At 41.4% G+C, this 25,182-nt stretch carries 22 protein-coding genes; 19 read left to right on the top strand and 3 right to left on the bottom strand.

Annotation, left to right across the window (positions count from 1 at the left end):
* Positions 1-22: 22 nt before the first annotated feature.
* The 17 genes from NEE14_RS02950 (at position 23) to guaD (ending at position 17,998) form a co-directional block, all read left to right on the top strand.
* On the top strand, positions 23-1,678 hold the full coding sequence (locus NEE14_RS02950) for an IS1182 family transposase (RefSeq protein ID WP_338578715.1): 1,656 nt from the start codon (positions 23-25) through the stop codon (positions 1,676-1,678).
* 212 nt (positions 1,679-1,890) lie between these two features.
* Positions 1,891-3,426, top strand: a complete 1,536-nt coding sequence (locus NEE14_RS02945; protein ID WP_251967435.1) for a TldD/PmbA family protein — start codon at positions 1,891-1,893, stop codon at positions 3,424-3,426.
* 27 nt (positions 3,427-3,453) lie between these two features.
* Positions 3,454-4,773: a TldD/PmbA family protein gene (locus tag NEE14_RS02940; RefSeq protein ID WP_251967434.1), complete on the top strand. Its 1,320-nt coding sequence runs from the start codon at positions 3,454-3,456 to the stop codon at positions 4,771-4,773.
* 227 nt (positions 4,774-5,000) lie between these two features.
* Positions 5,001-5,447 carry a YhcH/YjgK/YiaL family protein gene (locus NEE14_RS02935; RefSeq protein WP_251967433.1) on the top strand — a complete coding sequence of 149 codons (447 nt, stop codon included), beginning with the start codon at positions 5,001-5,003 and terminating at the stop codon, positions 5,445-5,447.
* A complete protein-coding gene (locus tag NEE14_RS02930; RefSeq protein ID WP_251967432.1) occupies positions 5,444-6,043 on the top strand; it encodes a GNAT family N-acetyltransferase in 600 nt (199 codons plus the stop codon). The genes NEE14_RS02935 and NEE14_RS02930 overlap by 4 nt, the downstream gene beginning before the upstream one ends.
* Positions 6,044-6,227: 184 nt before the next feature.
* On the top strand, positions 6,228-7,355 hold the full coding sequence (locus tag NEE14_RS02925) for a 6-bladed beta-propeller (RefSeq protein ID WP_251967431.1): 1,128 nt from the start codon (positions 6,228-6,230) through the stop codon (positions 7,353-7,355).
* A gap of 8 nt (positions 7,356-7,363) precedes the next feature.
* Positions 7,364-8,359 (top strand): hypothetical protein, encoded by a 996-nt coding sequence (locus NEE14_RS02920; protein WP_251967430.1) that lies wholly within the window; start codon positions 7,364-7,366, stop codon positions 8,357-8,359.
* Positions 8,360-8,367: 8 nt separating this feature from the next.
* On the top strand, positions 8,368-9,573 hold the full coding sequence (locus NEE14_RS02915; protein ID WP_251967429.1) for a 6-bladed beta-propeller: 1,206 nt from the start codon (positions 8,368-8,370) through the stop codon (positions 9,571-9,573).
* A 335-nt stretch (positions 9,574-9,908) separates the two neighbouring features.
* On the top strand, positions 9,909-10,919 hold the full coding sequence (locus NEE14_RS02910; RefSeq protein WP_251967428.1) for a hypothetical protein: 1,011 nt from the start codon (positions 9,909-9,911) through the stop codon (positions 10,917-10,919).
* A gap of 19 nt (positions 10,920-10,938) precedes the next feature.
* Positions 10,939-11,160, top strand: coding sequence for an NVEALA domain-containing protein (locus NEE14_RS02905; RefSeq protein ID WP_251967427.1), 222 nt, complete (start codon positions 10,939-10,941; stop codon positions 11,158-11,160).
* A 77-nt stretch (positions 11,161-11,237) separates the two neighbouring features.
* Positions 11,238-12,302: a DUF4221 family protein gene (locus tag NEE14_RS02900; protein WP_251967426.1), complete on the top strand. Its 1,065-nt coding sequence runs from the start codon at positions 11,238-11,240 to the stop codon at positions 12,300-12,302.
* Between the two features lie 122 nt (positions 12,303-12,424).
* The gene (locus NEE14_RS02895) at positions 12,425-13,033 is read left to right on the top strand and encodes a hypothetical protein (protein ID WP_251967425.1); all 609 of its coding nucleotides are present in this window, start codon (positions 12,425-12,427) and stop codon (positions 13,031-13,033) included.
* 1 nt (position 13,034) lies between these two features.
* Positions 13,035-14,120 (top strand): BF3164 family lipoprotein, encoded by a 1,086-nt coding sequence (locus NEE14_RS02890; RefSeq protein WP_251967424.1) that lies wholly within the window; start codon positions 13,035-13,037, stop codon positions 14,118-14,120.
* 25 nt (positions 14,121-14,145) lie between these two features.
* Positions 14,146-14,397, top strand: coding sequence for a hypothetical protein (locus tag NEE14_RS02885; RefSeq protein ID WP_251967423.1), 252 nt, complete (start codon positions 14,146-14,148; stop codon positions 14,395-14,397).
* Between the two features lie 4 nt (positions 14,398-14,401).
* The gene (locus NEE14_RS02880) at positions 14,402-15,436 is read left to right on the top strand and encodes a 6-bladed beta-propeller (RefSeq protein WP_251967422.1); all 1,035 of its coding nucleotides are present in this window, start codon (positions 14,402-14,404) and stop codon (positions 15,434-15,436) included.
* Between the two features lie 118 nt (positions 15,437-15,554).
* A complete protein-coding gene (locus tag NEE14_RS02875; protein WP_251967421.1) occupies positions 15,555-16,598 on the top strand; it encodes a BF3164 family lipoprotein in 1,044 nt (347 codons plus the stop codon).
* A gap of 92 nt (positions 16,599-16,690) precedes the next feature.
* Positions 16,691-17,998 carry a guanine deaminase gene (guaD, locus tag NEE14_RS02870; RefSeq protein ID WP_251967420.1) on the top strand — a complete coding sequence of 436 codons (1,308 nt, stop codon included), beginning with the start codon at positions 16,691-16,693 and terminating at the stop codon, positions 17,996-17,998.
* Between the two features lie 12 nt (positions 17,999-18,010).
* On the opposite strand, the gene NEE14_RS02865 is transcribed toward guaD, so the two are convergent.
* The 3 genes from NEE14_RS02865 to queD all read right to left on the bottom strand — a co-directional run bounded on the left by NEE14_RS02865 (position 18,011) and on the right by queD (position 20,229).
* Positions 18,011-19,237, bottom strand: a complete 1,227-nt coding sequence (locus tag NEE14_RS02865) for a DUF5103 domain-containing protein (RefSeq protein ID WP_251967442.1) — start codon at positions 19,235-19,237, stop codon at positions 18,011-18,013.
* Positions 19,238-19,364: 127 nt separating this feature from the next.
* Positions 19,365-19,910 carry a 7-carboxy-7-deazaguanine synthase QueE gene (locus NEE14_RS02860; protein ID WP_251967419.1) on the bottom strand — a complete coding sequence of 182 codons (546 nt, stop codon included), beginning with the start codon at positions 19,908-19,910 and terminating at the stop codon, positions 19,365-19,367.
* On the bottom strand, positions 19,897-20,229 hold the full coding sequence (gene queD, locus NEE14_RS02855; protein WP_251967418.1) for a 6-carboxytetrahydropterin synthase QueD: 333 nt from the start codon (positions 20,227-20,229) through the stop codon (positions 19,897-19,899). Before queD ends, NEE14_RS02860 begins: the two co-directional genes overlap by 14 nt.
* Positions 20,230-20,794: 565 nt before the next feature.
* Between queD and NEE14_RS02850 the strand changes: the two genes are divergently transcribed.
* Together NEE14_RS02850 and NEE14_RS02845 are read left to right on the top strand one after the other, a co-directional pair.
* Positions 20,795-22,456, top strand: a complete 1,662-nt coding sequence (locus NEE14_RS02850; protein ID WP_251967417.1) for a leucine-rich repeat protein — start codon at positions 20,795-20,797, stop codon at positions 22,454-22,456.
* Between the two features lie 160 nt (positions 22,457-22,616).
* Positions 22,617-25,091, top strand: a complete 2,475-nt coding sequence (locus tag NEE14_RS02845) for an alpha-L-arabinofuranosidase C-terminal domain-containing protein (RefSeq protein WP_251967416.1) — start codon at positions 22,617-22,619, stop codon at positions 25,089-25,091.
* The last annotated feature ends 91 nt before the right edge of the window (positions 25,092-25,182 follow it).

Below are 25,182 nucleotides of genomic sequence, written 5' to 3'. Positions count from 1 at the left end.
TTAAGCATAAAGATTTACACATATGACAAAGATACATTTTCGTCCATACACTCCCAACCAAACGGTACTTTTTCCGCAAAGAATCGATGAAGATATTGCAGAAAACGATCCTGTACGCATGGTTGACGCTTTGGTTGAAAGCCTGAATCTTGAAGGTTTCAGGAAGTTATACAAAGAATACGGCCGTAGTCCTTACCATCCCAAGATGATGCTAAAGGTTATCTTGTATGCCTATATGAACAATATATACTCCTGCCGGAAAATAGAAAAGCATCTTCGTCGTGATATCCATTACATATGGTTAGCCGGTTATGAGAAACCGGACTTCATTACTATCAACCGTTTCCGTAACCGGGTGAAGAAGGAAATTAACGAAGTGTTTACCCAAACCGTACTTCTGCTTTCATCCAAAGGTTTCATCAGTCTGAATGTGGAATATATTGACGGAACAAAGATTGAGTCCAAGGCCAACAAATATACTTTTGTATGGCGGAAGAGCGTTGAGCGAAACCGTGAACGACTGATGAAGAAAATCAGTGTTTTGTTAAGCCAAATAGATGACGTCATCGCTCAGGAAAAAGCTTCGGAAAACAACGAGGAAATTGAGTTTTCCCCTTCCATGCTGACAGAAATGGCAGGAGAATTACGCAATGCCCTTGAACAGGCTTCAGAACCATCCACGAAAGAGCAGAAATCTGCACTGAGAAAGAAACGCAGGCAGCTGAAAGAACTGGAAGCACATAGAGATAAGCTTCAGGAATACAATAACCATCTGGACAATCTTCAGGACCGCAACTCTTATTCCAAGACAGACAAAGAGGCCACCTTTATGAGAATGAAGGAGGATGCCATGCGCAACGGTCAGACAAAACCCGGATATAATCTTCAGATTGCTACGGAAAATCAATTCATTATCGATTATTCTCTTTTCCCGAATCCGACTGACACCTTGACGATGATTCCCTTCCTGAAGTCCTTTGCCGACAGATACGGCCAGTTGGCTCATACGGTGGTTGCTGATTCCGGTTACGGATCAGAAGAGAATTACCACTTTATGTCGGAAAACGGGATGGAAGCATACGTCAAATACAATTATTTCCACATGGAGCAGCGGCCAAGATTTAAACCGAATCCTTTTAAAGCCGAAAACTTTTTCTACAATGAAGAACAGGATTACTGTGTCTGTCCAATGGGACAAAAGATGCAGAGGGCAGGCACCAGGCATACGAAAACCGAATCCGGATATGTAGTCGAATATGCCAGGTATAGGGCTGTCAGATGCGAAGGATGTCCGTTAAGATGTCTGTGTTTTAAAGCTAAAGGAAACAGGACGATAGAACTGAATCACCGACTCTGGATATACAAACAGAAAGCCCGGGAACTTCTCTGTTCCGAAGAAGGGCTGAAACACAGAGGGCAAAGGTGCATAGAACCGGAAGCTGTATTTGGACAGATAAAATTCAACATGAACTACAAGCGCTTCCGTCATTTTGGAAAGGACAAGGTTCTCATGGACTTTTCCTTCCTGGCCATCGCCTTCAATATAAAAAAGATGTGTACCAAGATGAATAAAGAGGGTATAAATTGGCCAATTAAACACCTTTACGGCCTTATTACCGCTCATTTAAGCTATTGGGAACAAAATAATCGAGATTATCTTCAGAATATCGCTGCCTGAAAAAGTTAACTACGCTCTTATCGTTGATAAAGAAAAGAGGGTGAATCGCGTATTACGACACACCCTCTTTATTTATGATATATTACCACGTCTCACTCTCCAAAAACAGCCTGAAAATGGAACAAGCGGATGGCTTTCTTAATATTTTCCCCTTTTAAATTGCTTATCTGCCAATAAAAACGTTTCTTTGCATACGCAAAAAATGGACAGTAATGAATATTAATCGTAGAGATTTTATCAAATCAGGAGGAATGCTTGTGCTAGGATCATTAGTTGCCCCCTCGTTTCTGGCAAGTTGTACATCACCAGAAGCAGCAAAGGCTGAAGGAATCGCCTTTGGAATGAATCATTTTAAAGTAACAGAGAGTGATTTAAAGAAAGTTTTGGCTGCTGCTCTCGAAAAAGGTGGCGATTATGCCGATTTGTTTTTCGAACACACATTGAACAACGGAATCCAATTGCAAGACGGAGCCGTGAATAATGCACAATCGAATATTGATTTCGGTATGGGTGTCCGCGTATTGTCGGGTGATCAGACCGGATATGCTTATGTGGAAAACATTACACTCGACGAAATGCTGAAGGCAGCTCGTACGGCTGCCCGTATCGCCGATAACAGCAACGCCAATAAAACAATTGCTGCACTGACAGAAGTTAAGCCAAACGGTTCATATTATGATGTTCAAACCCCTTGGGAATCTTTTACCGTGAAAGACAAAATGCCGTATCTGCAAAAACTGAACGACAAGATTTTTGCACTCGACAAACGTGTCCATAAAGTAAGAGCTTTCCTGAGTGATTCAACATCTCATATATTCTTCTGCAACAGCGAAGGACAAATGTATTATGACTATCGACCGATGTGTTCTTTGTCTGCTGTTTGTATTATGGAAGACAACGGCCGGATCGAGAATTCGTATGCATCCCGTTCTTACCGGATGGGAACAGAATTCCTGACAGACGAACTCTTGGATACACTGGCTAAAGAATCGGTAGACAAGACGTCAATCCTGTTCCAGGCTGTCAAGCCTAAAGGTGGAGAAATGCCGGTTGTCATGGGAGCCGGAGGTTCGGGTATTCTGTTGCACGAAGCCATCGGTCATGCGTTTGAAGCCGATTTCAACCGGAAAAAGACTTCTATCTTCTCCGACCTGCTGAATAAGAAAGTTTGTGACGAGCATATCAATGTAGTCGACGATGGAACGATCCGTTTCAACCGTGGTTCCGTTAACATTGATGATGAAGGAACAGAAGGACAGAAGACTTATATTGTACGCGAAGGTATTCTGACCAGTTATCTGCACGACCGGATCAGTGCCAAGCATTATGGAATCCAATCGACTGGTAATGGACGTCGTGAGAACTTCCGCCAGATTCCGATTCCTCGTATGCGTGCTACCTATATGGAAGCAGGCAATGTCACCGAAGAAGAAATCATTGCTTCAGTCAAGAATGGTATCTACGCCAGCAGCTTCACAAACGGACAGGTACAGATTGGTGCCGGCGACTTTACTTTCTTCGTTAAAGACGGCTATCTGATCGAGAACGGGAAACTGACTCAGCCGATCAAAGACATCAACATCATTGGTAACGGTCCGAAAGCACTGGCCGATATCACGATGGTTGGAAACAACTATAAGATGGATGACGGCACTTGGACCTGCGGTAAAGACGGCCAGTCTTGCCCGGTTACTTGTGGTATGCCTTCTGCATTGGTAAGCAAACTGACAGTGGGTGGTGAAAACTAAAGTAGAACAACTCAAAAGTAGAACATCATGATTACAAACGATAATAAGAAACTGGCACAATGGGCCATGGAATATGCCCTGAAGAATGGTTGCCAGGCCTCGAAAGTAAGCTTGTACAGCGGTTCAAGTACTTCTTTCGAAATCAGAGACATGAAAATAGACCGGCTGCATCAGGCTTCAGAGAACTCACTGGTGGTACAGTTGTTCGTCGACGGCCGTTTCGGTTCTTTTTCGACCAACCGTCTTGACAAGCAGGAGCTGGAAAAGTTTATTAAGGACAATATTGACGCAACTCGCTTTCTGGCAGAAGACAAAGACCGGACATTACCGGATGAAAGCCGTTATTATAAAGGCGGAAAACCTGATCTGCAATTAATTGATCCGAATTTCGACAATATTCAGCCGGATGACAAGAAGAATCTGGCCCTGAAGACTTGTGAAGAAATGATGGGAAAAGATGAACGCGTCATTTCTGCTTCAGCTTCCTATGGTGATGAAAAGGATTTTAAGTATATGATCACCAGCAACGGTTTTGAAGGTGAAACATCGGCTTCTTCCTTCAGCCTGGTCGGCAGCGTAAGTATTAAAGGAGAAGGCGAAGCCCGTCCGGAATCTTACTGGTATGATTCGGCTCTTTACTATGACCAGATGATTAAGGAAGGCATCGGAACGAAAGCCCTGGAAAGAGTATTGCGTAAGCTGGGCCAGAAGAAGACAAAGTCCGGCCGTTATGATATGATTGTCGATAACATGAATTCGGCTCGTCTGCTCTCGCCTGTCATGGATGCAATTGATGGTGCTTCTATCCAGCAGAAGAATTCATTCCTGATCGACAAGTTGAATCAGAAAGTTCTGGGCGATAAAGTAACCTTGAAAGACGAACCGCATCTGATCAAGACACCGGGTGCCCGTTATTTCGATAACGAAGGTGTAGCCACTCAGCCGATGTCGATCTTTGAAGGCGGTGTATTGAAGACTTATTTCATCGATACCTATCGTGCCAATAAGATGGGAATTGCTCCAACCATTTCCTCGGCTTCTATCTTGACTATCGATATGGGCGATAAAGACCTGGAAGCATTGATTGCCGGAGTGAATAAAGGCATTCTGGTGACAGGCTTTAATGGTGGAAACTGCAACAGTACAACTGGCGATTTCTCTTACGGTATTGAAGGCTTCCTGATTGAAGGAGGAAAAATGGTTCAGCCTATTTCGGAAATGAACGTGACCGGCAACATGCTGACATTATGGAATCAACTGGTCGAAGTCGGAAATGATCCGCGCCAGTCTTCCAGCTGGAGAATACCAAGCCTGCATTTCGAAGGAATTGATTTCAGTGGACTATAATAAGATGTATTGAAACAAGCCTATATTTTCACCCTCTCTCTATAGATCAGGACTATACGGGAGAGGGTGATTTTTATGCATGAATACTATCTTTTCCCGGCGTTTAAATAGTATTACGGGGAATAACATTCTTAGGGAAAAAATAGGTTCATTTACATATTGGCCGATAGTATTTAACAAATGAAAGTCCGACTTTTGCCAAGTAATTAAACATAAACAATTGCATTATGATTCAAGCTTCATTAAATGATACCAAACGAATTGAGGGCATCAGTCCCCTATTTGCCAAAGCATTTGAATATGTAAAGAATACAGATTTCTCGAAGATGGAAGACGGCCGTCACGACATTGAAGGAGACAACCTGTATGCTAATATCCAGACGCTTAACGGGAAAAACATACAAGACGCTTCTATTGAAATCCATAAGAAATACATCGATATCCAAATCCCGTTATTGGGCGTAGAACAGATCGGCTGGAAACCGACTTGCGATTTGCTGGAAGAGGCTTCGCCCTACAACGAAGAAGAGGACATTGCATTCTATATCGACAAGCCAACTTCTGTCTGCCGCATTTATCCGGGACAGTTTGTTATCTTCTTCCCCGAAGACGGCCATGCTCCCGGTATTGGTGAAGGTATGATTCGTAAAATCGTTCTGAAAGTCAAAATATGAGTACCGTTCATTTTAGAAGAGTAACCGAAGAAGACGTGGTGCCCATTCTAGCAATCTATGCTCCGTATGTAACAGACAGCGCCATCACGTTCGAATATGATGTGCCAAGTGAGGAAGAATTCAGACAAAGGATCCGGACCATCTCAGCCGAATATCCATACTTCGTCTGTGAATCCGACGGTCAGATCATCGGTTATGCCTACGCTCACCGTCACATGGAGCGTGCCGCTTATCAGTGGAATGCCGAGATTTCCATTTATATCCGCCAAGGTTTTACCGGAAAAGGACTGGGAAAAACCATGTGTCAGGCATTGATAGACTTACTTCGTCTGCAAGGCATCCGGAATGTGTTCAGCTGTGTGACGATACCCAACGAGCGAAGCGCTCACTTGCATCATAGCATGGAGTTCTCGACCGAAGGAATTTTCCAAAACGCGGGTTATAAATGTGGAAAATGGCAAACCATTGCCTGGTTTCGGAAAAACATCGCTCCATATACCAATGAGCCGGCACCTTTTTCGCCTATCAGCCGTATCGACCGGCAGCTAATCGATAGCATTTTAGAGAAGAATGCCGCATCACTTCTTCCGCGATAAAACGTAAACGTACATAATCCAAATCCCGAGGTATTTTCTTTAGAACAGAATTATACTTCGGGATTTATTGTTTTCTAACCTATAAGTGAGAACATTATAATATCTTTCATTTGTTATTTTCATTGAGCCTTTATAAATTTGTGAGGAAACCAGATAAACTTAAGCAGAATCAAACTATAATACAATGAAAACAACACATTACTTCATCGGACTCAGCATTTTTCTATTATTAGTATCCTGTATTCAGAATAAAACAAAGAATGGTGATGTAAAAACAATTCTCTTCGAAGATACATACACAGATCTTGCAGAGAAAATAAACTGCCAGTTTATTCCTTTAGAGACGAACGACAGTTGTCTGGTCTCTACTGTTTCGGATATAGTATTCAATTCATCCCGTCTTTATTTGATTGACGGAAAATCAAATTTGGTATTTGCTTTTTCGTTATCCGGAGAATTTATTTCGCAAGTCGGCAATGTTGGTTCAGGTCCTTCCGAATATCAATATCCGGTTAATCTGCATATCGACAAGATTAAGCAGGAATTAATCGTGGCGGATGCGAATACGCCTAAATTGGTATATTATGGTTTAAAGACATTGAAGTATAAACGGCAACTTCGGTCAGACGATTATTTTACCAATTGTGCCTGGTTGCCTAATGGAGATATCATACTTGCAAGTGGCAGTAGTTATGTAACTCCTAAAAGAGAAAGGTTCTATGCGCAGATTACCGACGAGAATTTAAAGCGGAAACAATATGTTTGTCCTTGTTCTTTCGATCCACAATACCGATTGGCAATAGGTTCTGTATTCTATACATTCCAGGATCAAGTATATCTGAATCTTCCTTTCCTTCACTCGGTCTATCAAATAAGCGAAACGACTTGCGAAGAAACTTATGCAATTGAGCTGAAAGGTTTCCAAATGCCTGATCAAAACTGGCTGAAGGCAAACGCCGAAGAAAATTACTTCGCGGCATTAAGCCATTCGGATTATGTTTCTGCCATCCAATGCCAAGAAACCAACCGTTATCTATATATAACCTTTTTGGTCGGAGGCGGTAAGGATTATATAGCTTTCTATGATAAAGAACAGAAAAGCAGCATGATTTATTCGGGTTACGACTTTATAAAAGAGACTTCTTTAAACGGATTGAGTAAAGTGATCACCACTTATAACGATACATTTGTCGCAACAATCAATCCTGATGTATTGAAAGAGAAAGGAACAACCATTGAAGAACTGGCACAACTCAGTCAATCTCTTCCTGCAGAGAGCAATCCTATTTTATGTCTTTTTACCTTTAAATAAGCATGAGTATGAAACAGCACTGGTTTATATCGTTATTTGCTTGCCTATTGCTGACCAGCTGTCAGTCTGATTACCAAACATTATTACTGGATGAGGCGCAACCGCTCCAGGCAACTCTTTTATTTGAGAAAGATTCCAATAACTATATTTATGATATTAAAGCGACGGATACACATCTAGCTATCTTAAACCAGGAGAATGATACGCAACTAACAGTTTATGAAAAAGGGAAATACGATTCTCCTGTGTTTGTTGTAGACCCAGCAACTTATCAAGAAGCAATATTGCGGAAACCACATTTCCGGAAAGAAGTAACTACTGATGAGGTAATCTTATTGGCAGATAATAATTCTCTCTTTTATCGCCTTTCTCCGGAAAACACCAACTGGCAGCTGCAAGCTGAAGATCCATTATTCGATGTATGCAACAGTTTTCAATACAATCGCACCCAAAAAGAGATTTATGCGGTTCCGTTCCGACCAGACTTGCCTTATCCTTTTTATTATTATAATACATCTGAAGGTTACTATTGGGTAGAAGCAGATACTTGCGTCCATCGGCAGCTGGCATATAAACCAGATTGTTATTTATGTGAACTGTGCGTCCATGAAAAAAAGGATCGGGCAGCTATCGCCTATCGGTTCACTAATTATGTTACCTTTTACGATTTGGAAGGAAACATAGAAACGAATATTCGCATAGGTCAGGAACGTATTTATCCTCAACTGAAAGAAACCGGAGCATTGGATACAGAGAATACAACAAAATGTTTGCTGGACGTTTGCGGTACTCCCGATTATTTGTATTGTCTGTATTCAAGATCTGCCGATTACGCAACACCGACCTATCTGATTGCTTTCCACTGGAATGGAAAACCTTATAAAACGTGGCAATTAGATTCGTATATACGGACAATGAGTGTAACCAACGACAACAAGACCTGTTATGTGGTCCGTTCGTTACCCAATAAAGCACAAGCTATTTCCTATTATACATTAAAATAAACATACTCATGAAAAAGATAAGACAAATACTAAGTTATTTCGCGCTTTCAATAAGCCTGATCTGCGCTTCATGCAATACGAATCATGTAGAATCCATTGATTCATCGTCTATTTCCATTGATATAGATAATTGTCAGGACTTGGAAACTCAATCGTTTATTGACAAAATAGAAATTATACCCTTGGAAACTAATGATAATTGCCTTTTAGATCAATACGATCAGGTTGTATATTGTGAAGACCTCAATGCCTATTTAATTATTGACGAGCAACAAACCGTGTCTCTGTTTTCCGAAAACGGAGAATTCATTGCTGATTCCAAGAACTGCCGGGGAAAAGGTCCTAAAGAATATCAGATATTAGCTGATGCCAATTATAATCCATTCACCAAAAGTATTGATATATTAAGTCCCTATGGTACAATATATAGTTACAACACGGATTTCAAGTTTATACGGAAACGCGTACTTAACTCTGATAGCCATCAAACTTATTCAAAAGGTTATCCAATAGGTAAGAATACTTATATACTGCAACCTACTATCTTGAAAGCAAATGATGCTGCATTATATTTTTGTGACTACGAAAAGAATGAGATTATCGCAATAAACAGTTATGAGAAAGATTTTATATGTTCGTTGACTTTAGGATATCCTCCATTCTTCAAGAAAAACGGCGACTTATACTTCTCGCCCAATAACCTCAATTATCACATTTATAAAGTAGACACAAAAGAAAACAAACTGACTCCAGCCATTAATTTCTCAATAGAGAATGGAATGATAAGCAAAGAAGAACTCATAAATCGTTTTGGAAATATGTCAGCCACCCAAACGGATCGCAATACACTTGAGAAAACAATTCAGACATTGAACGATGTAACTACATATTTACTTGGCTCTGAATATCCGATTCCACTTATCAAGCTTTGCAATGATTCTTATTTGTATTTATATATGATGAAAAAAGGAAAAAGGATGACTGTCCTTTATAATCGGACGAACGGAGTTACCCTATTACAAACCGATAAACATAAAAAGCGGTTAAGCTATTGTACCCATCTGGAAGGAAATACTTTAACATCAATCATTCAACCAGAGGAAATAGAGAAATACATCGATACCAATCTTTTGGATGATGTGAATAAAAAAAAATTGCAGGCAGTTCAGGAAGACGATAATCCGATCATTGTAAAATACCAGATAAAGGAATAAAAACTCGTTACCTTTTATATTTTTGACAGCTGTCGAAAAGCTTTAGCATATCTGTCAAAAAGCTTTATGATATATATGAAAAAGCTTTATCACATATATAGAAAAGCTTTACGACTACTATCAAAAGATTAATAGACAACGAGAAAAATTCTTATATTCCCATATAAGAATTTTATAAGAAAAATATAAGGGGTTATTATTTGCTTCTTCGTGAAACAAAACCTAGTTTTGTGAATCAGGCAACATGGAGAACTATTCGAGAAAGTATATAATTCAAACATAAGGATTTTTCTATTATGAGACTGGAACAATCTATACCAATAAAACGAAACAATATGAAGAGACTTTTTGCTTTCATCGCGTTCTTGGCTTGCGCGGCTTGTACAACAAATGATCCGAATCATCTATTGGAATTAGGAGAAGAAACCCCAATTGAAGCCGTTAGTTATCCCAATGAAGTAATTATGGGAAATCCTTTGGACATAAACCTAATAAATAATAAACTATATGTTTTTGTTTATCAAGGAGACTATCCAATTATAATCTTAGATCCGAAAGACGGGCATCTTATTAAAGAATGGGGAGCACGGGGAAACGGACCTGGTGAGTTTGGTGATTATCCTATTCCTTGGGGTAAATACGACAATAAGATATTTATTCATGACGAAAACCGATTCATAGTTCACCAATATAACATTGAAAAGAAAGACAGCTTTTCCAATTTATCGTATATAAAGGACTATGCTTTCAGCAGATTTAAGTATGCTTTTACGCATGGAACTGTTCTTGCAAATGGAAAGGTGGTGGCAAATTCCATTATAAATACGCCGAACCCTCTTATGCTTCTGAATTTACAATTAGACTCTCTGAATAATTTTGGCGGAGTTGTACCTGATCAAAACCGCTATCAAATGGGAATCTTTTCAAGTCTATTGGCATCACACGGTAATGCATTCGTGCAGGCGATGATTAAATTTGGCTACTTGGCTTGTTATGAACAAACCGGAGAAAAAGATGTCACCCTGAAATGGGAATATTATTTACAACCACTCAAATTTGAAGACAATCAGCTGGATAAATCCATGAAAGAGGGTTTCTGTAGCATCAAAATGACGAAGAACTATATCTTTGCCATATATAAAGGTTGTTTACCGACAGATGAAAAACGCATCTTCAACCACATACTCATGTTTAATCATAATGGAAAATTACTGCGTAATTTCCGTGTTACCAACAACGATTCTTTAGGGAAGATAGAAGTCTCGGAAGACGAGAGAACTATTTATGTCTCTTGTTATGAGCCAGAGCCCGCTATCTTGCGTATCGATATATCTGAATATGTTTAAACCCCATTAAAAAAAGACAATGAAAACAGCAATGAAAGCAACTGCTGGTTGGAATTACCAGCAAAGTAAACAAAGTGAAGATTTATCTGAATTGGCATTGGTCAATGTGGAAGCGTTGGCCGTTGGAGAGAAACCTTCTTTATACCATTTATTCCCCTGCCCTTCTTCTTGGGGAAACGAATGTGTATTCTCTGAAAATAGTGAACGTCCTACATATTATAGTCCAACCTATTGTAATTAGTCATGAAAACTTCAATATTTTATTACATCAGTCTATTTCTCTTGATACTCTCATGTAGCCAAGCGAATAAAAAAACGATGCGTGTTGAAAGTGTTGACATCAAGCGGGAGGAAATAAATTTTCCACCCTCGGATGTCCTACAATTAAAATCTTATTACTTAACTTCTTTCAACCAGTCTGGTTCCTTACCAGAATTAATCGGATATAATTACAAAGAACATGCATTAGATTGTATTGACTTAACTTCCAAGCAAATTACCCAGATACCATTACAACCGGAAGGCCCTCAAGCAATCGTCCGGCCTACAGGCATTTATTACCATTCAAAGGACTCTATCTGGTTGTCCGATGAATCTCAAAACGTATTCCTCTTAAACCGCACCGGGGACGTGGTGAAACGCATCGACCTGAAAGCGTACTTAGACGAAGGGGAAGAACTGATCATCCGCACCAATCATACCATGTCAACCATCCATTTAGGATACGACCCCAACCATCAATCTCTACTATGTACTATAAAAGACAAAAGCGTCAAGCCGACCCGTTTCAAAGTAAAAGAGATCAGCCTGTCCAACCAAGAGGTTTCCAGTTTTGATCTATCAGCTTCGGTTGTAGAACCTAACATTGACGAAGGATATGCCAACATGAGCGAACCCAACGTCAGTTTTATCGGAGAAAATATCATCTATAACTATCCCATCGAATCACATATTTATATATTAAATAGGCAAGATGGCAGTCGGAAAACAATCGAAGCCGATAGTGAATATACTCCCAACAAGGCTAATAAATGTTCTTCTAAAACAGACTATTCCGCATGGGTAAAACACGGATTCGAAAACCCGCATTTTTATGATGTGATGTATATTCCTTCTTTAAAAATGTACGTCCGTTTGCATGCGGGACCGATTGATCTGCCCGATGCCAATCATCCAGAAGAAGTCGTCTATAAACGATCCCTTTATGCCATGTTTTTCGATTCGGCTTTTCAATCTTTAGAAGAAACAGTCCTTCCACAAGGAATCTACAATCCTTATACAGGTTGGAGCGTAACTCCATCCGGAATAGCCTTTTTTGTGGACGGCCCGCAAAGTCCTAACGAAACAGACAATCTGGTGATGGAAATCGTAAGTCCCAACTAACTATTCCGGAAAAGCTTCCCTACAAGCTGGTGCGTTTTTGGGTAGATATATGAGAGGTTAAAACAAAAAGGCCTGTGCTATGGTAATTTTTATAGCACAACCTTTAAATAAAATATGTCATCATGAAAAAATACTACTTATTCTTATTACTTCTTTTAGTGCCCATTTGTACATGGTCGCAAGTGAAACAAAGATCTTTATATCGTTTACAAACTATCGCCCCGGGGGAAAAGTGGCCTTTAGAAGGTCCTTCCAGCGAAGCCATCGGACATAAAATCAGACATGTGGTCGATAAAGAAGAAACCAAATACATAATCATGCTGGTTGAATACCTGCAAGGGAAAAGGATAGACGATTCTTTTGGTCCGATGGAGTTAGCTTTCTCAGGTAAAGGAGCCAAAATACGTTGGGAACTGGTTGTTGATACCACCTCTTCTTCATTAACCCGGGTTTTTGCCCTCAAGCCCAATGGCGGATTCTCCCACCGTCAGTGCATGCCCCGAAGTGGAAAACATCTGAATTATGTATATATTCCATACGAACCAACACTTATATACGACCAAGATATTCCGCTTTGCCTAATTTACGAAGAAGACTCCATCCATCCGAAACAAGAGAACTGGATTAAAGCATTCATTGAGAAAAACAAATCCTTGAAAGATTTTCCTTTTTCCCGATTAGAACGATACTTCCTTATTTTTTATCATGCCAATCAGACAAATACCAAATAAAATGAAAAACTATCTGGTTACATTATGTTTATTCGTAGGGTTTACATCCTGCCAACCCAGCTTGAAATATACGGATTCGACGTCTTTGGAATGGAACGACTTCCCTGCTGTTTATCCAGTTCATGGAACGGAAGTGAAACTGGATGAAGAATTATTACGTCCCAGCCGTTGTTATTTTACCGATCAGAAGCTGATCTTAAAAGACGATTCGGAAGACTATCTGTTACATTTCTATGAGGTGGATCATTTCCAGAAAGCAGGAAGTTATTTCACGTTTGGTAACGGACCGGATGAATATTTATGGATAAACAATGTATGGACAGACGATTCTTCTTTGTGGGTGTCTGATCTGCGTAAAAGTGCAGTACATCGGTACAAGCGTTCGGACTTCATCAAAAATATAGCCCCTTCAGAACTGATGGCCGAGAAAGTTGTCAGGCTTCAAGATCCATACAGTTCATTGGTATCTTTACCAGATAGCAGTTTTCTGACATTGGCCGGAGACATCCGTAAGAAAAGAATTTCACATTACGACAAAAACGGAATCTTTCTGGAAACGGCTGGAGAATTCCCGACTTGGCAAGAAGAATTATCTCCATTCGAATTGTTAGAAGGCTTTCGGGCCAATCTAGTACTCAGTCCCGACAAAAAGTCGGTCTTCTTATTCTACATGCAAACAGATTTGATTGAACAATATGACCTGCAAGGCAAGCTATTAAAAAGGATACATGGGCCTGAAAAGTTTTTCCCTGCCGTGAAACAAATGTTGCACGGAACCAATGTACACGTCAGCTCTGTTGCAGGAAAGTCCAGAGACGCATATTTTTCCCCTCTAGCCACAAGCGACAAGATCTATGTCTTATATTCCGGTGAATATTTTAATCCGGAAAAAATGAATTATCTAAAAAGACATCTCTTTGTTTTTGACAAGGACGGAAAACCTGTTTGCCGTTACGAATTGGATCAATCCATATTTTGTTTTACCATAGATGAACAGAATCAAATTTTATATGGAATAAGTGATCAACCCGAATTTCATATCTTGAAATTTGAGTTAGGGCTCAATAAAAAGAGTACAAACTTATAATTATTAACAGATAACGAAACGACTTATGAAATTCATTCAAGTACTATTGATTCTAGGTGTATGGGGAAGTCTGAATGCTTGCCAACATGCCAAAAAGGAAAGTCTAAGTCAATCCATCCAAATCGATTTGGAAAGTGAACAGGTACAAGACAGTCTGGCCTTTTCCTTATTTGTGGATTCAAATGAATGCAACGAGTATAAACGACTGATTCCGATATTAGAGGACGCAAAAGGAGATGAAAATCCAATATTGATAAATATGAAGATTAAACTATAAGTTCATGATGAAAAAGTACATTCTGTTTTTAGCCACTATCTTTGCTCTTTGTTCCTGCCAGAACAGGACGGAAGAAAACCCAGGTAAAGTACAAATCGTATCTATCCAGGACTTCGTAGGAAAAACTCTGGAGTTAAAAGACTTGGGATGTAACGTACAGACAATCCGGTTGCATACCGATACGGCCGGATACATCGGAAACATCAAAGACATTTGTCGTGTGGATTCGTTCTTCTATATATTGGATGAAACGACATTTTCGGTTTCCAAATTCAATCAAGACGGACTTCTGCTTCGCCAGATCTCAACCCAAGGGAACGGCCCCATGGAATATATACAACCCATGTCATTGTGTGCAGACAAAAGCCACGTGTATTTGCTTGATTTGCCCGGTATGTCTATCATTTCATACAACCAAGACTTAAAGGCGGAAGAAGAAATAACGCTTTCTTTCCCTTGCTCAGACTTTATCCGGACAGAGAAAGGTTTCCTGTGTTATAATATGGCACCCACAGATTCTCTCAAGCCCTTGGTACACATCAGTCGGGAGGGAAAAATCATTGACAGCTATTCCATAAACATTTTCCATAGTCAGATGTCTTTAGGAGCTAAAATATTCAGTCAGGATGATCAAGGGAATATATTCATTAATCCTCCTATCACCCAGACCATCTATCGGTGGAATCCGGATTCGGAAACTGTAGAAGAATACATAACCTTCGATTTCGGTTCCAAGAATTATCCCCATGATGCCGAATTGGATATAACTCGTTTGGGAGAATTGCCGTATGCTTTCCCGACATATTTCTTCCACATACAAGAATCCTACCTTTACAGTTTTCTGTATAAGGGCCAATCGTATTATTACCAGAAAACATCTACGGCAGACAAAGCGGGTAGCATCTCCAAACAATTATCTTATCCGTTCTTTCCACGATGGCAAATAGGAAACAGATTAATTGGAACATGCCCCAGCGAATTCCTGCATTTGGGTTCCGAACAAGAAACAGGCGAAGTGTTGTTACTCTTCACCTTTTGAATCAGAAACCAACGAGAATCAATTTTAATTCTCGTTACTTTCAAAAACGATTCTCACTGGTTTCATTTGAGAAAGCGAATATAGCTGTTATCGTTCATAATTTAAAATAAAAATAGATATGAGAAATGTATATTTGGTTTTGATCTTATGTTGTCTGGTGGGTTGTAACCACAAAACAGAAGAAGGAAAGAGTCTTATGGTTACACATGAATCCATCCAGTTGAAGAATGATTATTTAGGCAAACCAGGTCCTATTATTGAGTTAGACAAAAAGATTGTAGGCATTGACTATGAACTCGATTCCTGTCTCTTTTATATAGATATGGAAACAGACAGTCTGTACCGGTTTGGTCCGAGAGGTGTTGGACCCGGTGAATTTATTTATCCGTACACGATACAACATCTGGATAAGAACCATTTCGGCATATTTGACCTTCAAGCCCGAAAATATACCCAAATTCAGATAAAGAATCATCAAATCCACATGGAGACACCCGTACCTGTTGCCAATGATAAAACTAGCCAGTCTTTTGATGTCAAGCAAATCTCAAGCAATTCTTATTTGGGAATAGGTATGTATCCAAAAGAAATGTTCGTCTTTATGGATTCATTAAACAACACGAAAAGTTCATTCTTCGAGTTCCCGTATAAAGATTCAAGCGAAAAAGCACTCAAGAATCGTTTGCGAGCCATGGCTTATCAAGGTCGCCTGGTTCTCAACACAGACAGGAACAGATTAGCATTCACTTCTATATGGGGAGAGATCTTTCATATTTACAAGGTAGAGAAAGACAGTCTCGTTTTATTGAATAAATCAGAAAAAGTTTATCCTAAATATACCGTAGAAGATAGTCAAGATGGATATTCAGCTCCTATGTACGGATCAAACATTGTCGGCTATATTTCTTCTACCGCTAATAACCAATATATATACTTGCTCTATTCAGGCACTAAGTTGGAAGATTATGCCAAAGCCCTAAAAGAATTTGATGCGAGTACAATACACGTATTTAATTGGGAAGGGAAAAAAGTCCAAACATTTACATTAGATATTCCATGTACCAACATTTGTATCAGTTCAGACAGCCAGGTATTATGGGCCATCGCCAATAATCCGGATCCGGAATTAGTTAAATTCAATCTCCCTACAATAGAAAAATAAAGTAAGAATTTCTATCGTTATTCCTTTCCTGCTCCAAACAAATTTGTACTTTAGGGTGTTTATTGAAACGGAATACAAAAGAGATGAATAGGATGAACGAAATGAAACTATATTTGGGTGAGGTATTTTATTTTACAGACTCGCCTTTGCTTTCGGCAGAGAATATCGTATATGAACCCGACAGCGCTTTATGCGTCTGCGATGGATTAGTTGTAGAAGCCGGAACATCGGCTATCCTGCTACAGAAATATCCGAAGGCGGAAGTCGTCGATTATCAGGGTTCCGTCTTGATGCCGGGATTCATCGATGCACATCTTCATTATGTGCAGACCGAAATCACGGGAATGTACGGAAGGCAGTTGCTCGACTGGCTGAACCAATATACGTTTCCGGCCGAAAGAGCCTTTGCCGATACGGATCATTGTCGCGAAATCTCCCACGCATTCCTGAAAGAGCTTTTCCGCAACGGAACGACTACGGCAGTTGCCTTTTCGTCGGTTCATCCGCAATCGGCAGATATTCTGTTTGAAGAAGCTTTCCGATACAATATGTGTATGCTGACGGGGAAAGTCCAAATGGACCAGGAAGCGCCTGAATATCTTTGTGACACGCCGGAGCAAGGAGAAGCCGACGTGCGTGCTCTGATACAGAAATGGCATAGGAAAGGACGAAACAAATATGTCATTACACCTCGCTTCGCTGTCAGTTGTTCTCCGGCCGAGCTGGAAGCCTGCCAGCGGATTCATGCTGATTATCCGGATACGTACATACAGACACATTTATCAGAGAACAAAGGTGAAGTAGATTTCGTCAGGACATTATATCCGGACAGTCCGGATTATCTGTCGGTGTACGAGAAATATGGCTTGCTTACCGACCGGACCTTGCTGGCTCATGCCATTCACCTGAGTGATTCGGAGCGGAAACGTATAGCCAAGGCACAGGCCATCGCCGTACATTGCCCCACATCCAACGGTTTTCTGGGAAGTGGTCTGTATGAAATGGAGAAAGCCAATGAAGCCGGTATGCAAACAGTCATGGGAACGGACATCGGCGCCGGAACTTCTTTCTCGATCTTCCATACATTAGGTGCCGCCTATCAGGTACAACAGTTGAACGGTTATCCGATGTCGGCCTTCGAAGCCTTTTACAAAGCCACTTTGGGCAGTGCGAAAGCCTTGCATCTGGATCAGGAAATCGGAAGTTTTCTGCCGGGAAGGATGGCAGATTTCATCGTGGTGGATTACAATTCTACATTTGCCCAGCTGTATCGCTACGAATACCTGAAGCGGACACAGGCCTGGAATATCGAGAACCTGTTGTTTGGTCTGATGACACATGCCGACGACCGCGCCGTTCGGGCTACCTACATCGCCGGCCAGTGTGTCCATGAGAGATAATCGGGAACTTCATCAGTTATGACCGTTGATCTGTACCGTCTGTACTCCAATCAGGCGGTCATAACGGGTTCCCATCGGACGGAAATAGACATAGATCGTATATTCGTTTTCCGTCTGGTGAAAGTTTCCTTCAATGCTGCCGGTTTGTCCGACGGTTTCACCGGCAGGAACATATAGATACTGATAGTTATAATTCCCCTGTTTCAGCAGAATAGCCTTTTCATATTGGCGCGAATCCGGATTGTATATCATCTCGCTGTTCTCGTCGAATGTGTTCTGTGTGAAGTCTCCGTTCAAATAAACCTTTCCTCCTTTTGCTTCAGGCATTGCCAAGGTGAAATGAACAATGTAATAGTCGGCTTCCGTATTGGCATCATCACATCGGCTGCAGGCCACATAGAAACGCCCGTTCTGATCCTGATCATATTCATACGTTGCCATGCTGCTCGGATAGTCTTTCATCAGATCTACATGATAATATGGGTTGAAGTAAGAAATCTTTTCTACACGCATTCCGTTGTATTTACTCGACAAGAATTCCATTCGGCGATATTCATTGCCTGCTGGGAAAATCAGCTCCCGCAGGTTTTCATAGACGATCCGGTCACTCAAGATACCGCTCGGCATAACTTTCCGGACGGCATTGTCCGGCCGGTTATTCTGCACCACCCGGATTTTCAAGTCAGTCTGCGGATGTACGATATTCAGATTCTTCTTCTGGACCGAGAAATTCACCTGCTGATGCTGCTGATAAGTATCAACCAAAGTATTTCCGGTTACTTCGGCCGTAATGCCTACTTCCGGTTCTACGACCGAGAAACAGGCAATCAGCACCGTTTCCTCCGGATGATCTTCGTGATATACACGAACGGCATAATTGCCTGATAGTTTCAGCTGAATATCATCATTCGGCAATAAGAGCTGATAATTGGTATATTGCGTAGTGGTATTAAAAGAATTGGCAAAATCGTCGATCGTCAGTCCCTGGAAACCCTGCATGTATTCGAGTTCGTTCAGAGATGATTTCTTCCAGTCGGCATCACAATGGATAATGGAATAGGCATAACGCTCGTAATTGGGTGTCAAGTCATCAAAGTTAATCAGTATTTGTTCTCCACTGCCCAACGTAATGACCGGAATCGTAAAGGTCTGATCCGGCTGAACAACCTGCAATGACTTGATTCGTTTCGGCTTGAATATCTGGGTATGATACGTTTCCTGGGCTTCTATTTGCCCCATGCCCACAAACAAAGAACAGATAAATACGGCCAAGCGCGCCCACCGCATATTTCCAATTTTCTTCATATATCTAAATCTCCTTACGTCTGTATTCAATCATAAATCCACTCCAAAATCTACCTGAGCATTACCGGATCTGAATCCACTTATGCGTCTGCAAGCTCAGCCTCCACTCCGGATGCTTCAGGATATAATCCACCACCTCTTCCGTGTTCCGGCACGAACAGGGTTGCAAATAGTATTGTTTAGCCGGTAACTGGCGATACACTTCCACATCTTCTTCACCGGTAAAGACTACTTTTACTTCGTCAATCCGGTCCAATACCACCGGAGCGCCTTTCGGCGAACACGTAACCCAATCTATTCCTGCCGGGACTTTCCGTGTGCCGTTGGTTTCTATGCAAACATATTTTCCCAGCCGGTGCAGTCCGTCTATCAGGGCATCGTCAATCCACAACGAAGGTTCGCCGCCCGTCAGAATAACCATTCGCGCCGGACAAGCTGCAACTTCCGCCCAAATCGCTTCATCGTCCATCCAGCGACCTTCTTCATGCTGCGTATCACAAAACGGACATTTCAGGTTACAGCCCGAGAAACGGATAAACAAAGCCGGTGTACCGGTATGAAATCCTTCGCCCTGCAGGCTGTAGAATATTTCATTAATCTTTCTCATAGATCGCCGTATTACCTTCAGACTCCTGCACTTCCACTTTAAAGCAATGAGGCACCTGCTCGCAAACCCAACGGGCGATGTTTTCAGCCGTCGGATTAAAGGGGAGTACTTCATTCAGGTTCTTATGATCCAACCGGTCTTTTACCAGCTGTTTGATATGGCTGAAATCCGTCACCATGCCGTCTTCGTTCAACTCCTTCGCCCGGCAGTAAATTGTTACAATCCAATTATGCCCATGCAGATTGGTGCACTTACTCGGATAAGAAAGGCACAAACGATGTGCCGCAGATATTTCCAGTCTTTTAATTACGGTGTACATAGGTTCTATTTTGGCTGCAAAGATACACGGATTTGCGGATTCTTGATTCTATCATTTTAATTTTTATATTTTTAAAGTTTAAAGAAATAGTATTCTAAACGAACATTGCATTGAAAAAAAATATATCTTTGCCAATGTGAGAGTGGAGAAATGCCATACGGCATAAAAGAAAGCGTTTTTGCTTTACCCTAGTGATCGAAATCGCCAATTTCAACAGGAGGATAAAAGAGTATGTAGTGATCATTTTGTTTCTGTACATATCAAGGTAAATGGAACTGAACGGTACTTCATCCTCAGTGTACATATCCAACACAGCGTGAGAATATTGTTTCTTCATCTGTTCCTGAAAGGTGTTTCGTGATACCCTGATAACTAACGAGCAAAACAAGTTCCCACGCTTTTCTTTGGTTAAACCTTTCCTATCAAGGGGAACAATAGGAATTTCTCTTTTTATTTTATGGTAAAATTAAAATGTCGGTATGTCATATACCTATTTTGTATTTGCAGTTTACTCCCCAACCTGTTAACCTCATGCAAATACAACGACTCAGAATTAATTGAACGGGTGGATAATCTGGAAAATCGTTTGGCGAAACTGGAAGAACAATGTAAGCAGATTAACGCCAACATCAACTCGTTGAAAACTATCGTAAATGCATTGGAAGATGCTGATCAAATCACATCGGTATCAGAGTTGGTTGAAAACGGGAAGAATGTAGGTTACAAAATTGAGTTTTCAAAGAGTGATCCTATTTACATTTATCACGGGCAAGACGGAACTGACGGATCAGATGGAACTGACGGCTATATTCCACAAATAGGCGTGGAAAAAGATAAAGACGGAATTTATTACTGGACGTTAGATGGTACTTGGCTGACGGACAAAGACGGAAATAAGATCAAGGCAGTCGGTTTGGATGGTAAAAATGGTGAGGCCGGTAAAGATGGTACAGATGGTTCGAATGGCATCAACGGAAGCAATGGTTCTAACGGACGAGATGGTGTGACGCCTAAACTACGAATTAACGAAGGAAATTGGGAAGTGTCCTATAATAATGGTGTGAGCTGGGAAGTACTGGGTTCTGCTACAGGAGGAACAACGCAAAGCCCTATTACTGAAGTTGAAGTAAAAGATAAGTATGTTATCTTTACGTTAAGCTCAGGAAACAAGATCCAAATTCCTCTCTTCAACGGTATTTCCATTACATTTGATGAGACGGAAATAGAAATGGAAGCTGGTAGTAAAATAGATCTGACTTATAAATTGATAGGAAGTGATGATGTAAAAGTTTCTGCTATAGGCGAAGGTGTTCGTACCAGCATTAATCAGAAAAATAAAACATTAACGATTACGACGGATACGAATTTCGAAGGAGGAAAAGTGCTAGTTCATGCTACCGATGGTAATAACGTCGCTACCGTAGAACTAACTATAACGAAGGAAGTGATTACGTATATAGAATATGAGGCAACGGAAAAGATCACGCCTAAAACTGATGCTTTTGGTGGCAATGGCATTCGCCTTTTGGAAAATAAGAGTACATTTTCTGATGGAAAAGGAAAATGGGCTTATAAAGGAGAGGTTACTTATGTTTCTACTTTTGCTTTCGGTAGTAGTTTTACAAAAAATACTACCTTAAAAAGCATTATTTTACCCGAAAGTATTACTGATATAGGTTATGATGAACTTAATCCAACTATAGGAGGAAGTGCATTTGAAAACTGTACTGCTCTAGAAAGTATAGTGATAAAAGGGAACATAACAACAATACGAGTTAAGACGTTCTATGGTTGTTCTTCTTTAAAAAGCATTACTTTACCAGAAAGTTTAATGACAATTAAATATAATGCTTTTTTAAGATGTAAGGCATTGACAGAAATAGTTATTCCTGATGCGGTTACTACAATTGAGAAACAAGTATTCAGCCAATGTAGTGCATTAAAGAAAGTAACTCTTGGTACACAACTTGAATCAATCGGGGAGAACGCATTCAATAGGTGTTTAGCTTTGGAGACAGTGATATGCTCAGATGAAACACCTGCGACATTAGGTCCGGGAGCTTTTCCCGTTTCAGATGGCTGGGACTATACTGCTAATTATAAAATATACGTTCCGGATGTACAACTTGATACATATCGAACTAGTTGGCCTGCTTATTGGGATTCTTCTAATCCTTATAAAAAGACTCAAGTTATCTATGCGATAAGTACTATGCCAACGGAATAAAATAGTTATTGATCCCATACCCACAAAAGGCTGTCTCCATAGAAATAAAGGGACAGCCTTTTTTGTTCCACAGAAAGGAATTATCTACTCCCCTTTTATTCGCTTATTCCACCGAATTTACGTAAGTTTGCACCCAAATTCAGAGAAGTTCTTTACAAGAATGAAGCAAGCGATTATTTTCTTGAAGTTATGGATGATTTCGTTGCTGGTCGGCGGGTTGGTTTCCTGCCAGCAGGAAACGCCGGTGACTTCAGTTATACATATTGATGCGGAAGGCACCATCCAAACCGTCAATCCGGATTTATACGGTATTACATTGGAAGAAATCAATCATGCCATTGATGGAGGTCTGTATGCCGAGATGATACAAAACCGGAGTTTTGAGGATGGAATTCCGCCTTTGAACTGCCCGTATGATGCCCGCCGCCGGGTAATTACGACTCCGAATGGCTATGACATGCCGTTTATGCGTCTTGATTCGCTTCCCGGCTGGAGACCTTTATCCACCAATACATGGATTTATCCGGATACCAAAGAGTTGTTGAATGAGAAGAACAAGCGCTCGCTGGTTGTTTCGATTACCACTTCGGCCCAGAATGGTCGGGGCGGTGTCGTGGCTGAAGGCTATAATGGTCTGGCCATCCAGCAAGGACAGACTTATCAGCTTTCCTTTTACCTGAAAGGTGCCTCGGTCTTACCGAAGAATTTGCACATCGCTTTGGAAGATTCCATCGGGAACCGGGTGTTGAGTGACGTCTTTACGGTCAGTACCCATTATGAATGGAAGAAATACCGGCATACTTTTACGGCTAATGCCACGAGCAATAAGGCAATCCTGACTTTCTCGTCAGACAGCAGTCAGACGTTCTGGCTGGATGTCGTGTCGTTGTTCCCGGAAACCTGGAAAGGCCGCCCCAACGGACAGCGACAGGATATTATGGAAGCCATTGCCAAACTGCAACCTCGCTTCGTGCGTTTTCCCGGAGGTGCTTTCGTAGAAGGATATACAGCAGGGACTTATCCTGTCTGGAAAGAGACGTTGGGTAACATTGCCGAGCGCAAACACTTCTGGAATGTCTGGGGATACGGAACGACCAACGGCACCGGTTATCACGAATACCTGCAGCTGTGCGAAGACCTGGGAGCAGAACCGATCTATGTGATCAACAGTGGTATCACGAATATGAGCCGGCGTCCGCGTTATGAGTCCATTACCGAGATGGATAAGCTGGTACAAGACGCACTGGATGCCATCGGATATGCCAATTATCCGACGGACTCGGTGTTGGGAGCGCTGCGTGCCAAAAATGGTCATCCGCAACCTTTCCACCTGAAATATGTCGAGATCGGGAGCGAGAACTACGGACATGAATATACCAAACGCTTCGAACTGTTCCGAAAAGCCATCAAAGAGAAATGGCCGGAGATCACAGTCATCAGTAACCGCCTGGTCGGCCGTCAGCCACGAAGCGAATGGCATGACACCCATTTCAACGGGAAAAACTCGTTCTTCCTTTCTAACCAGAGCCGTTACGAGACGGTCAAAAGCCGGTATGAATGGGAAAATACCTTCGTGGGTGAATTCGGGAACATGCAGTCGTCGGAAGCACGGACCATGTCGTCGGCCATTGCGGAAGCCTGTTTCCTGGTCGGCATTGAGAATTATCCGGACATGATGTCGCGCATCGCGTATTCTCCCGTATTAGGTAATGCCGATTATACCAAAGAGCGCTGGCCGATGATCCTTTTCAATAACCATCAGATCGTGCTCTCTCCTTCTTATTATATGTGGATGCTGTTCAGCAAATACCGCGGAGACGAGGTGATTCCTTCCCAGGTTGAAACCTATCTGCGCCCGACGATTACTAACGGATTCGCTTCAGTGTATATGTTTGATAACTGCTATGAGATGAATCAGGTAATGATCGATGGGAAACCGGTAGAACAAGGACGGATTCTGGGTGGCAACTGGGGAATTTCTTCCGGCATACTAACACCGGTTCCCAACCGATGGAATTATGTCTTATTAGGCGATTCGACAGCAAGCGACTACGAGTTTACTTCGCATATTCGCCGTACAAAGGGCAGCGAGCTGATCCAGTTCCGTGTCCGCAACAACGGCCGCCTTCGCGAACAGCAGGATTATATCAGTTTTACCCTCGGCGACGGCTACGCCCGGTTATATCACCAGAGCGGCAATGTAACCGACACATTGGCCACTACAGTCAAGCAGCCTCTGGTGAACAATACCGACTACAACGTCCGTATCAGCTGCCGGAAGGATTCAATCTTCTGTTATGTGGATGATGTTCTGGTACAGAAAGCCGGTATGCGTCCTTATCCATCATTGGCTTCGGTGGCTACGCTCGACAAGAAGAACAGCATGCTTTACCTGAAAGTTGTCAATACGACACAGCATGAAGAGAAAGCAGAACTGAATATTCAGGGAATATCGGTGGATGATGCCGTTGATATCATAGAATTAGCTGGCGATCCGGAAACAAGCAATACGTTTGAGAAACCCGACCTGATCAAACCGGTGAAGAAAAAGACAACCTTTACCATCGGTGTGCCCAAAACGTATAAGTTTCCACCTTCTTCCATTACCATCATGAAGTTTAAGGTTGAAAAGTGACCTCTCAATTACCGGAGACAAGCCTGATCCGGACTTATATAAAAAGAGGAATGTTCTGTCGCACGGCAGCGTGTAAACAGATCATTCCTCC

Origin of the sequence: Parabacteroides sp. AD58 (genome assembly GCF_023744375.2) — a bacterium.
Classification (GTDB): Bacteria; Bacteroidota; Bacteroidia; order Bacteroidales; family Tannerellaceae; genus Parabacteroides; species Parabacteroides absconsus.
The sequence above is the reverse complement of the archived record's forward strand: the minus strand, read 5'-3'. Positions and strand labels throughout refer to the sequence as shown.